At 47.7% G+C, this 12,125-nt stretch carries 11 protein-coding genes; 9 read left to right on the forward strand and 2 right to left on the reverse strand.

Going from position 1 to position 12,125, the window contains the following annotated elements; genetic code table 11:
* The coding region (locus L5M38_RS09415) for a transposase (RefSeq protein ID WP_259573881.1) at positions 1-158 on the reverse strand (158 nt) is incomplete at its 3' end.
* Between the two features lie 120 nt (positions 159-278).
* Here L5M38_RS09415 and L5M38_RS09420 point away from each other — a divergent pair.
* Positions 279-761 carry a DUF6988 family protein gene (locus L5M38_RS09420; RefSeq protein WP_263178936.1) on the forward strand — a complete coding sequence of 161 codons (483 nt, stop codon included), beginning with the start codon at positions 279-281 and terminating at the stop codon, positions 759-761.
* Positions 762-1,065: 304 nt separating this feature from the next.
* Here the strand turns inward: L5M38_RS09420 and L5M38_RS09425 are convergent, their stop codons facing one another.
* Entirely contained in the window at positions 1,066-1,344 is a 279-nt protein-coding gene (locus L5M38_RS09425) for a DNA polymerase III subunit epsilon (RefSeq protein ID WP_220590959.1), read from the reverse strand.
* Positions 1,345-1,888: 544 nt separating this feature from the next.
* On the opposite strand from L5M38_RS09425, the gene L5M38_RS09430 reads away from it, so the two are divergent.
* The 8 genes from L5M38_RS09430 (at position 1,889) to L5M38_RS09465 (ending at position 12,121) form a co-directional block, all read left to right on the forward strand.
* The gene (locus L5M38_RS09430) at positions 1,889-3,220 is read left to right on the forward strand and encodes a DEAD/DEAH box helicase (protein WP_263178937.1); all 1,332 of its coding nucleotides are present in this window, start codon (positions 1,889-1,891) and stop codon (positions 3,218-3,220) included.
* 137 nt (positions 3,221-3,357) lie between these two features.
* Positions 3,358-3,942: a GNAT family N-acetyltransferase gene (locus tag L5M38_RS09435; RefSeq protein WP_263178938.1), complete on the forward strand. Its 585-nt coding sequence runs from the start codon at positions 3,358-3,360 to the stop codon at positions 3,940-3,942.
* 149 nt (positions 3,943-4,091) lie between these two features.
* The gene (locus L5M38_RS09440; protein ID WP_028759303.1) at positions 4,092-4,901 is read left to right on the forward strand and encodes a M48 family metallopeptidase; all 810 of its coding nucleotides are present in this window, start codon (positions 4,092-4,094) and stop codon (positions 4,899-4,901) included.
* Between the two features lie 219 nt (positions 4,902-5,120).
* Positions 5,121-5,738 carry an FKBP-type peptidyl-prolyl cis-trans isomerase gene (locus tag L5M38_RS09445; protein ID WP_006083907.1) on the forward strand — a complete coding sequence of 206 codons (618 nt, stop codon included), beginning with the start codon at positions 5,121-5,123 and terminating at the stop codon, positions 5,736-5,738.
* A gap of 71 nt (positions 5,739-5,809) precedes the next feature.
* On the forward strand, positions 5,810-6,622 hold the full coding sequence (gene dapB, locus L5M38_RS09450) for a 4-hydroxy-tetrahydrodipicolinate reductase (protein ID WP_105251661.1): 813 nt from the start codon (positions 5,810-5,812) through the stop codon (positions 6,620-6,622).
* A 168-nt stretch (positions 6,623-6,790) separates the two neighbouring features.
* Positions 6,791-7,951, forward strand: coding sequence for a glutamine-hydrolyzing carbamoyl-phosphate synthase small subunit (gene carA, locus L5M38_RS09455; RefSeq protein WP_113941188.1), 1,161 nt, complete (start codon positions 6,791-6,793; stop codon positions 7,949-7,951).
* A gap of 27 nt (positions 7,952-7,978) precedes the next feature.
* On the forward strand, positions 7,979-11,203 hold the full coding sequence (carB, locus tag L5M38_RS09460; RefSeq protein WP_105251663.1) for a carbamoyl-phosphate synthase large subunit: 3,225 nt from the start codon (positions 7,979-7,981) through the stop codon (positions 11,201-11,203).
* Between the two features lie 186 nt (positions 11,204-11,389).
* Positions 11,390-12,121 (forward strand): RluA family pseudouridine synthase, encoded by a 732-nt coding sequence (locus L5M38_RS09465; RefSeq protein ID WP_263178939.1) that lies wholly within the window; start codon positions 11,390-11,392, stop codon positions 12,119-12,121.
* Positions 12,122-12,125 lie beyond the last annotated feature (4 nt).

A 12,125-nucleotide genomic window follows, 5' to 3' on the forward strand; every position in this document is an offset into this window, starting at 1 on the left:
TCTTTAGGTAAATCTCGCCAAGGGATACCTGTTCTAAGGCGGTAAAGAATACCTTCGAATGTTTGTCTATGTTCAGGTTTGTCATAAACACGGCCTGTGCTTTTCATTAAATGAAATAGCTTTTCCCAGCGTGCATCGGTTAGCATAAGTCTTGGCATGGCTTGAGGTTATGGTTACTTTTGGCGAAGCAAATTATAACGTCTTGCCATGCTGTCTAAAAATTACTCTCGAAAGATCAACAGACCCTAGCTACAGATAAAAATAAATTTATTAGCTCCATGTTATACACCTCTATGAATCACTGTGATGCTATACAAGTGTTAGTTCAGCAGCAAAATCTAGCGTCTTCTTCAGCCTTGCTAAGACCACTCTTTGAAAATACTTTTCGTGCGGTTTGGTTGCGTAACTGTGCTTCAGAAGAGCAAAGCCTAAAAGTAATGAATTCAAAAGATGGGTGGCCATCGCCTTGGAATGATATTCAGTTAATTGAGGCTCAATCTGATAACCCCAAATTACTATCTAAGCTTTGGGAAATTATGAGAGAAAATATGCATGATTTTACTCATGGAGGTCGTGAGCTAGCTCATCGGCAAATAGGTGGAAATATTATTACATCCAATATTAGCTATTCAGAAGTTTTTGAATTGATGAAAATAGTCGTCTTATTCTCCTCTTATGTACTTTCTCAGTTGATTGAGTTATCCGAAGATAAAGATGCAATTTTACTTTTAGAAGATCTACTTGATAACCAACCATTTTGAGATCGTTAGGCTGTAAATATTTCATCGCACCATAATGAAACTTAATTTTTAAAGTTAAAAAAGATGGGACTGGCAGATCTCTTTTGGGATTAATGGTTAACACTACAACTACAGGAGTTCACCTTCCCCTGCGAAGTTGCCGCGGGGCGTTATGGAGCATCCAAGGAGGATAGGGCGAGCAGTCTTCCTTGGTCGGGTGTGGGGTGAAGCCCCACGACGTTGATTTTGATTTAAAAATTCAAACGAAGTTTGGAAATGGGGTATGCGTGAGCCATCAATTATGATCAATGGCTCTTTTGAGAGGTTACTCTTCAGTATCAGTAAATGCGGCTTCGGCTTTCTCTAACTCTTGCTCGGTTTTAAGCTGAAACGCTTGTTGCTTTTTAAGCTTGGCTTCTTCTTCAAGTGCGGCTTCTCTTTGTTTAAATTCGTGTCTCTCTGGTTTAGTCAGAAACTTAAACGCGAGCTTGTTGCCCAGCACGTAGGCGACGACGTCTTCACCTTTTGTGCGGCGTTCATCGACGCGTTGTGAAAAACGGGCGTTATCGCGGGCTTTACGTTCTGCGGCATTTAACTTACTCATAATCTTTTCTCCTCATTTAGTTAATCACGGTAGTGTTCCACTACGTTCAGTTAAACAAATGAGTTGTGTTGCACATTCATAAAGCTGATTGGGCGTGATTCTACCATAAGCGCTCACGAAAGCTGTGGGATTAAAATCTACCATCCCATCACCTGCGTTAACTTTGCGCACATAAGAAAGATGCGGCTAGAGTCTCTTTTAAGATAAACCATGAACACCGAAGTGACAGGCATTCACCTATTCCTGCGAACTGGCCGTTAGACATGAACCTTGTCGGCAGGGTAGATCCAAGAGGAGATTGCAGTTGATTCTCTTTAGGTCGGCTATTGATTTGACCTTTGGTTTAGAAATTCAAACGAAGTTTAAAATTTAGACTTTCTTAGCAGCGTAACGCAAATGCCGTAACTGTATCGTTGCAAACCGTACCGTTGTAATGAGTAGCGTTGCAAACTGTGCCAAGGCTTGCGTAAAAGCCGAAACAACATTGGTATTCAAAGGCAACTCTCAGTAAACTTTCGCTCCCATGTTTTGATCCGGTGCTGTGATGTCCTTTTCTGAGCTTTCTTCTTCCCCTGAGTTGTTAACTTTTGCTGAGCTTGGCTTAAATTCGGCATTACTTAAGGCTTTACCTGCAACGTTGGCGCATCCGACTCGGGTGCAGCAATTGGCGATTCCGGCCATTCTTGCGGGACGGGATTTGTTAGCCTTAGCACAAACCGGTAGCGGGAAAACCTTAGCCTTTGGTTTGCCACTCTTACAACAAATTTTGTTGCAACAGCAAACACAGTTGCAGGGCACTAAGTCTGTACAGCCTCCAAATGCACTGGCGTTAGTGCTGGTGCCTACACGGGAATTAGCGCTGCAAGTGACTGAGGCGCTGCAAACAGTGGCGAGTCAGTTATCGGCTTCGTTGAACATTCAGCTTCTGTGTGGTGGGGTCGCGCTGGAAGACCAATTAGTCGAACTTGCAGCCAAGCCGCAGGTGTTAGTGGCAACCCCAGGACGTTTACTGGATTTATGCAAACAGGCCCACATCAGCCTCGATTCGACAAAGCATCTCGTGTTGGACGAAGCTGACCGCCTGCTGGAAATGGGGTTTTGGCCTGATGTGCAAAAGCTGATGGCGTTTATGCCTAAGCTTAAGCAAACCTCGTTGTTTTCTGCCACCTTGCCCGAGGCTTTGGATACATTGGCGGGCAAGCTGCTGGTGAATCAGCCGCTACGGGTTGAAGCCCACAAGGTGAATTCAGTGGCTGGTGAAATCGAAGAACAGCTCTATTTAGTCAACAAGGGCAGCAAAGCACAGGCATTGATTGCGCTGTTAAAACAGTATCAATGGCCGCAGGTGTTGGTGTTTATCAGCGCCCGTGATGATGCCGATGCCGTCGCTAAACGGCTCGCCAAAGCGGGGATGAAAGTCGCTGCGCTGCACGGTGAAAAAGAGCAAACCGTTCGCAGCCAAACCTTGGCCGACTTTAAAGCCAATCGGATCCAAGTATTAGTGGCGACAGATTTGATGGCGCGCGGCATTCATGTTGATACCTTGCCTGTTGTTATCAATCTCGATTTGCCCATGAGTGCGCCTGTGTACGTGCACCGCATTGGCCGTACCGCGCGCGCTGGCGAAAAAGGGCTGGCGATTTCCCTCGTGTGCCACGGTGAAATGGCAACTTTAACGGCGATCCGCAGTTTAACCGCGCGGGAGTTACCTCTGGCATTATTGGCTGACTTCCCGGTAACGGATAAGCCGAGTGAAAAAATCACTGATGGCGCCACTGAGATCAAAGTTGAGCGTAAGCGACCACCACGGGATAAACAGGCGAATCGCCGTAGCATCAATAAGCACAGCGCCAAAGAGTTTAAAGGTAAGCGCTGAGTTTGAAGCTATTCATAGCGTTCAAGCTTGGCGTGCCTCAATCACTAAACTGATAACAGAATAAAGCGCATTGGCCGCTGTTATCACTTTCGCTCTGGGTGTAACTTATTGACTTATTTACATTAAGGAGCTAAGTCATGGGATCGACATTGGCGTTAAGCAAAGCACTTCATAAAGTGGTGAATAACGGTTTAACGACCAAGCACTTTGTACTTAGGCCATTCCAGCGAGCGGATCTTGAGGCTTTTACCGCCTATCGAGCCGACCCTAAGGTCGCTAAATATCAAAGCTGGACGGATTACCGCTATAGCGATGCACTCGCGTTGTTCGAGAAGATGGATTATGCACAATTTGGTGCGGTTGATACTTGGTTTCAGCTTGCAATTGTCACTGTCGCATCGGGAGCAACACCGACCCAATTAGTTGGCGATCTGGCGCTGCACTTTATTGATGAGCTGCAGGTGGAAATTGGCTTTACGATTGCGCCTGAGCATCAAGGTAAACATGTTGCTTTTGAGGCCGTCAGCGCATTGCTGGATTACCTCTTTATTGAATTGCATAAGCATAGAGTTATTGCTATCACCGATGCACAAAATCTTGCCTGCTGTCGCTTACTCGAAAAACTCCGCTTTAGGCGCGAGGCCCATTATGTGAAAAACATCTTCTTTAAAGGCGCGTGGGGCGATGAGTTCGTCTATGCCTTGTTAAAGGAGGAGTATTAATTCACTTTAGGTGCAAAGTATCGCTAACGCGCGCCGCCAGTGTTTCTCTATTTGGCTTATCTTGTCTATCTCAGTAAAATCTGTCCATTAGTTGAGCCCGTGTTGGCTCAAAGATCTTCACGCCCGTCATGGGATTTAAGGAGTGCCACATGAAATCAATGCGTTTAGGCTTAGTGGGGATGGCGGTCGCGCTCGGATTATCGGCCTGTGCGACCACGCAATCGCCAACAGGGCGAGGGCAGACCTTGTTGTATTCAGCGGCGCAAATGCAGCAGATGGGCGATTCCTCCTTCGAGGAAATGAAAAAACAGCAAAAAGTGAGTAGTGATAAAAAGCTGACACAATACGTCAATTGTGTCGCTAATCGTATTACCGCAGTGCTGCCGGACCAAACCCAGCGCTGGGATGTGGTTTTGTTTGACTCTGAACAAGTTAACGCTTTTGCTCTGCCGGGTGGGCATATTGGGGTTTATACCGGATTGCTTAAGGTCGCTAAGGGGCCAGATCAGCTTGCTACTGTGCTCGGTCACGAAGTCGCGCATGTGTTGGCGCAGCACGGTAATGAGCAGGTTTCCCGTGGCCAGTTAACGGGCGTTGGAATGCAGATTGCCGATGCGGCGCTAGGGGCGAGTGGTGTGTCGAATCGCGACTTATATATGTCGGCGTTAGGACTCGGTGCTCAGGTGGGGGTTATTCTGCCTTTTGGTCGCGCCCAAGAGAGCGAAGCCGATATTATGGGCGTAGAGCTAATGGCTCGAGCGGGTTTCAATCCGGCTCAGAGTGTTGAGTTATGGCAGAATATGTCGAAGGTGGGCGGTAGCCAAGGGCCGGAGTTATTATCGACCCATCCATCGAACAGTAATCGCATTGCTCAGCTACAACAATTGCAAGCACAGATGCAGCCACTTTATGCCAGTGCTAAAGCGCAGGTGAAGAATCAATGTGTGGCGCCGAAATAAGCTGAAGTCTATTTAAGATCTAAGTGCCCGTTTGGTGAGTGTTCGCTGTCGTTTGCGCAGAGATATGTGTCCTTAACCTATTTATGCTTTTGGATAAATACGCAATAAGTGTGTAAAAAAGCCTCCTTAGTTAAATAAGCAGTCAGTTTATCAGCATAGCTCGCTGAACTATGGTAAACTGGCGCGCAAAATTCCACTGATAATTGAGAGTCGTTAATTATGTCTGATAAATTCAGTACTGTTGAACAGCAAGCAAGCTACGGTGTAGGCCGTCAAATGGGTGAGCAACTGGCCGCCAATTCTTTTGATGGTGTGGATATTCCAGCCGTTCAAGCGGGTTTAGCCGATGCGTTTGCCGGTTTAGAAAGTGCTGTGTCTATGCAAGATCTGCAAGTTGCTTTCACTGAAATTAGCGGTCGTATTCAAGCTGCTCAAGAGCAAGCTGCTGCTGCTGCGTCTGCTGAAGGCGATGCCTTCTTAGCTGAAAATGCTAAGCGTGATGGCGTGACTGTGACTGACTCTGGTCTGCAGTTCGAAGTATTAGTCCAAGGTGACGGTGCTACTCCAACTTACGAAGATACTGTTCGTACTCACTACCATGGTTCTTTCATCAATGGTGATGTGTTTGACAGCTCTGTAGTTCGTGGCCAACCTGCTGAGTTCCCAGTTTCTGGCGTTATCGCTGGCTGGACTGAAGCACTGCAACTGATGCCAGTAGGCACTAAGTTGAAATTATTTGTGCCACATCACTTAGCTTACGGTGAGCGCGGCGCGGGGGCATCGATTCCTCCTTATTCAACTTTGGTATTCGAAGTTGAATTATTAGATATCATCTAATATTGAAAAAACGCCTAAGCCTGTCTTAGGCGTTTTCTTATGGAATACAAAGAAAGGTTGAGGAGATTGAAATGAGTGGACAAGTGAGAGTGGCAATCGTCGGTGCCGGTGGTCGTATGGGACGCACTCTTATTGAAGCGGCCTACAATCACGACCATATTTTACTGGGTGCCGCCATTGAGCGTGCAGGCTCAAGTTTAGTGGGTGTGGATGCGGGGGAGTTAGCTGGTGTGGGTAAATTAAACGTCATGATCATGGATTCGCTCGATTATGCGACCGATGATTTTGATGTATTGATCGATTTCACCGCGCCAGACGCCAGTATTGTCCATTTAGATTGGTGTGTTCGCCATAAGAAAGCCATGGTGATTGGCACAACGGGTTTCAATCATGCTCAAAAAGAACAGATCAATGCCTTTGCCGAGCAAACGCCGGTCGTGATGGCGCCGAATATGTCTGTGGGTGTCAATTTGATGTGGAAATTACTCGAACTGGCTGCCGAAGTCATGGGTGATTACACGGATATCGAAATTATCGAAGGCCACCACAGACACAAAAAAGATGCGCCGTCGGGTACAGCCCTGAAAATGGGTGAAGTGATTGCTAAGACCTTAGGTCGCGATCTTGAGAAATGTGCCGTATATGGCCGCGAAGGGATCACGGGTGAACGTGACCGTGAAACTATCGGTTTTGCGACCATTCGTGCCGGTGATTTAGTTGGTGAACATACGGCCATGTTTGCCGATATCGGTGAGCGTTTAGAGATCACCCATAAAGCTTCGAGTCGTATGACCTTTGCTAATGGTGCTATGCGTGCCGCTCACTGGCTCGTGGAGCAAAAGCCGGGCTTGTATGATATGCAGCAGGTTTTAGGTTTGCATTAATATTAAAAACGCCGATATGGCGTTTTTTTTTGCACCCAGTTATCAGTGGGTGGACGGTTTCGCGTTTTTACTGTAAACTCGCTGGAATTTGTCAAAATTTCGTAAATTAGCGGAAATTGGTATCTTAACATAACATATAAACATTATATTTCAGTGGCTTGGCTCTTTATGGAGGTCGCGTTGACAAAGTCTGCCTTACTCGTACTCGAAGATGGAACTGTATTCTCTGGCACAGCAATTGGTGCCGATGGTCTCTCTGTTGGTGAAGTTGTTTTTAACACTTCCATGACAGGATACCAAGAAATTTTAACTGATCCATCCTACTCACGCCAGATTGTAACATTAACCTACCCACACATAGGCAACACTGGTACCAATGATGAAGATATTGAATCCGATGGGGTTCACGCTTGTGGTCTTATCATTCGTGATCTTCCGCTCATCGCAAGTAGTTTCCGTAATCAACAAAGCTTAAGTGATTATCTCAAAGCGAACAATGTCGTTGGCATAGCAGATATCGATACCCGCAAGTTAACTCGTATTCTCCGTGAAAAAGGTGCTCAAGCCGGTTGTATTATGGCAGGTGCAGACTTAGACGAAGCAAAAGCGCTCGCCGCTGCCAAAGCTTTCCCCGGTTTAAAAGGCATGGATCTCGCTAAAGAAGTCACGACCAAAACTGCCTATCCATGGCGTAAAGGTAGCTGGCGTTTAGTGGGCGGCTTACCAGAAGATACGCCAGCAAATGAGCTTAAATACAAAGTAGTAGCCTACGACTACGGTGTTAAGCAAAATATTCTGCGTATGTTAGTGGACCGCGGTTGTGACGTTACCGTAGTGCCAGCTAAAACTTCAGCTGCCGAAGTGTTAGCGATGAATCCCGATGGTGTATTCCTTTCGAACGGCCCTGGCGATCCAGAGCCATGCGATTACGCGATTGAAGCGATTCAACAAATTCTGAAAACCGACACGCCGATTTTCGGTATCTGTTTAGGTCATCAGCTACTCGCGCTGGCCTCAGGTGCAAAAACCTTGAAGATGAAGTTTGGTCACCACGGTGCAAACCACCCAGTGAGCAATATCGAGAAAGGTAACGTGATGATCACCAGCCAAAACCACGGTTTTGCTGCCGATGAAACGACCTTACCCGCCAACATTAAGGTGACGCATAAGTCGCTGTTTGATGGTTCACTCCAAGGTATCCATCTCACGGACAAGCCCGCATTCAGCTTCCAAGGTCACCCTGAAGCGAGCCCAGGCCCGAACGATGCCGCCCCGCTGTTCGATCACTTTATCGAGCTAATCGACATATACCGTCAGAACGCCAAGTAGTACGCTAGCTAGGAGAAGAGAGAAGCAATGCCAAAACGTACAGATATAAAGAGTATTCTTATCCTAGGCGCCGGCCCAATCGTGATTGGTCAGGCATGTGAATTTGACTATTCTGGCGCACAAGCGTGTAAAGCGCTGCGTGAAGAAGGCTACCGTGTCATTCTGGTGAACTCTAACCCTGCCACCATTATGACTGATCCAGAAATGGCCGATGCCACTTATATCGAGCCGATTCACTGGGAAGTGGTCCGTAACATTATTGCTAAAGAACGCCCAGATGCGATTCTGCCAACCATGGGCGGCCAAACCGCACTGAACTGCGCATTAGAACTTGAAGCCAAAGGCGTACTGAAAGAATTTAACGTCGAGATGATTGGCGCGACTGCCGATGCTATCGATAAAGCTGAAGACCGTAGCCGCTTTGATAAAGCGATGAAAAGTATTGGTCTTGATTGTCCACGCGCGGGCATTGCCCACAATATGGACGAAGCTTATGGCGTACTTGATCAAGTGGGTTTCCCTTGTATTATCCGCCCATCCTTTACTATGGGTGGCTCGGGTGGCGGTATCGCTTACAACAGGGAAGAGTTCGAAGAGATCTGTTCACAGGGCTTAGAGTTATCGCCAACGAGTGAACTGCTGATCGACGAATCACTGATCGGTTGGAAAGAATACGAGATGGAAGTGGTCCGCGATCGCAACGATAACTGCATTATCGTCTGCGCCATCGAAAACTTCGATCCTATGGGCGTGCACACGGGCGACTCTATTACAGTTGCACCCGCGCAAACCCTGACTGATAAAGAATACCAAATCATGCGTAACGCCTCTATGGCCGTACTGCGTGAGATTGGTGTTGAGACCGGCGGTTCGAACGTACAGTTTGGTATCAACCCGAAAGATGGCCGTATGGTTATCATCGAGATGAACCCACGGGTATCGCGCTCTTCAGCATTAGCATCAAAAGCAACGGGTTTTCCGATTGCGAAAATCGCCGCTAAGTTAGCAGTTGGTTTCACCCTTGATGAGCTGATGAACGACATCACTGGCGGTCGTACGCCAGCATCATTCGAGCCTGCTATCGATTACGTTGTGACTAAAGTGCCACGCTTTAACTTTGAAAAGTTTGCCGGCGCCAATGACCGCTTAACCACACAGATGAAGTCTGTGGGTGAAGTGATGGCGATTGGCCGTACTTTCCAAGAGTCACTGCAAAAAGCATTACGTGGTTTAGAGGTTAGTCGTAACGGTCTAGATCCTGTCACAGATATGTCTAAACCTGAGGCGATGTCACGTATTCGCCACGAGCTGAAAGAGCCTGGTTGCGACCGTATTTGGTACATAGCCGATGCGATGCGTGCGGGGCTGAGCTTAGATGAAATCTTTAAACTGACCAATATCGACCCTTGGTTCCTCGTGCAAATCGAAGAGCTGGTTCAGCTCGAAGGTGTTGTTGCTGAAGCGGGTCTGGCGGGTCTGGATATCGACTTACTGCGTAAGCTGAAACGTAAAGGTTTTGCCGATGCGCGTCTGGCCGATGTATTAGGCGTGAACGAAGCCGAAGTGCGTAAGCTGCGTGATAAGTTCGACCTGCACCCAGTCTATAAGCGTGTAGATACCTGTGCGGCTGAGTTTGCAACAGACACGGCTTACATGTACTCAACGTATGAAGAAGAATGTGAAGCTAACCCATCGACCCGTGACAAAATCATGGTGTTAGGTGGCGGGCCAAACCGTATCGGTCAAGGTATTGAGTTCGATTATTGCTGTGTGCACGCGGCGTTAGCGCTACGTGAAGACGGCTATGAAACCATCATGGTGAACTGTAACCCTGAAACCGTTTCAACCGACTACGACACTTCAGACCGTCTGTACTTCGAACCCGTCACATTGGAAGACGTATTAGAAATCGTCCGTATCGAGAAGCCAAAGGGCGTTATCGTGCAGTACGGTGGTCAAACGCCATTGAAATTGGCCCGTGCCTTAGAAGCTGCTGGCGTACCTGTAATTGGTACTAGCCCAGATGCCATCGACCGCGCCGAAGACCGTGAGCGTTTCCAGCAAGCTATTCAACGCTTAGAGATGAAGCAGCCTGAAAATGATACCGTGACTACGGTTGAAGGTGCTGTTATTGCCGCTGAGCGTATCGGTTATCCGCTAGTTGTGCGTCCATCCTATGTACTGGGCGGCCGCGCGATGGAAATCGTTTACGACAAGCAAGATTTGCTGCGTTACTTCAACGAAGCCGTGAGCGTATCTAACGCGTCGCCAGTACTGCTCGATCGCTTCTTAGATGATGCGATTGAAGTGGATATCGACGCAGTATGTGACGGTGAAATCGTGGTGATTGGCGCGATTATGGAGCATATCGAACAAGCGGGGGTTCACTCAGGTGACTCAGGTTGCTCTTTACCTCCCTACACGCTAAGCCAAGAAATCCAAGATCGCATGCGCGTTCAAGTCGGCAAGTTGGCGATGGAACTCGGCGTTGTTGGCCTGATGAACGTACAGTTCGCCGTGAAAGATAACGAAATCTACATGATTGAAGTTAACCCACGTGCTGCCCGTACAGTGCCATTCGTGTCCAAAGCAACGGGTGTGCCTTTAGCTAAGATCGCCGCGCGTGTGATGGCGGGTCAAAGCTTAACATCGCAAAACTTCACTAAAGAAGTGATCCCACCTTTCTACTCAGTGAAAGAAGTGGTGTTGCCATTTAATAAGTTCCCAGGTGTTGACCCACTGTTAGGCCCTGAAATGCGCTCTACCGGTGAAGTCATGGGCGTGGGCGATACGTTCGCCGAAGCCTATGCTAAGGCGCAGTTAGGTGCGACTTCTGAGGTGCCTAAGTCGGGTCGTGCATTATTGTCTGTGCGTAACAGCGATAAGAAACGCGTTGCCGATTTAGCGGCTAAGTTAATTGAGCTCGGTTATCAAATCGATGCGACTCATGGTACTGCGGTTATCCTAGGCGAAGCGGGTATCAACCCACGTTTAGTGAACAAGGTACACGAAGGGCGTCCACACATTCTCGATCGCATCAAGAATGGTGAATACACTTATATCGTGAACACTACCGAAGGTCGCCAAGCGATTGAAGATTCTCGTCAATTGCGCCGCGGTGCACTGCGTTACAAAGTTAACTACACGACGACCATGAATGCTGCATTCGCCACTTGTATGGCCCATGCCGCCGATGACCGTACTAACGTGACGTCAGTGCAAGAACTGCATCTGCGCGTATTGGCTAAATAAGCCACAGCGTTAATGCCGTTAATTAGAGGGCCGCATAACTTAGGTTATGCGGCCTTATTATTTAGGCCTGTGTCTATTCTATTGAATTATTGGGTCTATTTTATTTAGCCTGTTTTATTGAGTTGTGCCGTTTGATTTGAGTATGACTTAACTCATTTTATTGCCCATTTAGGTAGCCTGAAAACTATGTCTGCACCTGCCGATAGCCTTGCTAAAGCTGATACTTTTATTGCGCCGCCTTGCCTCGGGCAAATACGCGTACTCTATCAAGATAGCGACATTTTACTGATTGATAAGCCGAGCGGATTATTGAGTCTGTCGGGGAAGAATCCGCTGAATCTCGACTCAGTGCATTATCGTTTAGTGCAGGATTTTCCGACGGCCACTTTGCTGCACAGGCTCGATTTTGGCACTTCGGGCATCATGCTGGTGGCGCTGAATAAAAGCGTGAATGGCTTGCTGACAAAACAGTTTCAGGCGCGCACGGTTGAAAAGCGTTATACCGCCTTTCTGCACGGGCATTTAGCCGCTGACAGCGGGGTGATTAATCTGCCTATCGCTAAAGATAGTGACCATTTCCCACTGCAGAAGATTTGCCATAGCACAGGCAAAGTTGCGATCAGTGAATATCAGGTGCTGGAACGATTAACCGAACCTTTCGCCACGCGGGTCGAATTTATCCCTGTTTCTGGCCGAACCCATCAACTGCGGATCCACAGTCAGCAATTGGGTCACTCAATACTGGGGTGCGATCTCTACGGTGGCGTGGGTGAGTGCGTGACTGATAAGGCTGATGCAGATGAAGCTGATATCACTAATACGACGAGCAGCAGATTAATGCTGCATGCGACCCGCTTAGCGTTTAATCATCCTATCACGGGTGAGCGTATCGACTGGGTTTGTGAGTGTCCTTTTTAAGCGC

Origin of the sequence: Shewanella sp. SM101 (assembly GCF_025654465.1) — a bacterium.
Taxonomy (GTDB): Bacteria; Pseudomonadota; Gammaproteobacteria; order Enterobacterales; family Shewanellaceae; genus Shewanella; species Shewanella oncorhynchi.

Bases quoted from the DNA above. Each gene is read 5' to 3' on its own strand.
- L5M38_RS09420 (WP_263178936.1), top strand. From the start codon at position 279: ATGTTATACACCTCTATGAATCACTGTGATGCTATACAAGTGTTAGTT.
- L5M38_RS09425 (WP_220590959.1), bottom strand. From the start codon at position 1,344: ATGAGTAAGTTAAATGCCGCAGAACGTAAAGCCCGCGATAACGCCCGT.
- L5M38_RS09430 (WP_263178937.1), top strand. From the start codon at position 1,889: ATGTCCTTTTCTGAGCTTTCTTCTTCCCCTGAGTTGTTAACTTTTGCT.
- L5M38_RS09435 (WP_263178938.1), top strand. From the start codon at position 3,358: ATGGGATCGACATTGGCGTTAAGCAAAGCACTTCATAAAGTGGTGAAT.
- L5M38_RS09440 (WP_028759303.1), top strand. From the start codon at position 4,092: ATGAAATCAATGCGTTTAGGCTTAGTGGGGATGGCGGTCGCGCTCGGA.
- L5M38_RS09445 (WP_006083907.1), top strand. From the start codon at position 5,121: ATGTCTGATAAATTCAGTACTGTTGAACAGCAAGCAAGCTACGGTGTA.
- dapB (WP_105251661.1), top strand. From the start codon at position 5,810: ATGAGTGGACAAGTGAGAGTGGCAATCGTCGGTGCCGGTGGTCGTATG.
- carA (WP_113941188.1), top strand. From the start codon at position 6,791: ATGGAGGTCGCGTTGACAAAGTCTGCCTTACTCGTACTCGAAGATGGA.
- carB (WP_105251663.1), top strand. From the start codon at position 7,979: ATGCCAAAACGTACAGATATAAAGAGTATTCTTATCCTAGGCGCCGGC.
- L5M38_RS09465 (WP_263178939.1), top strand. From the start codon at position 11,390: ATGTCTGCACCTGCCGATAGCCTTGCTAAAGCTGATACTTTTATTGCG.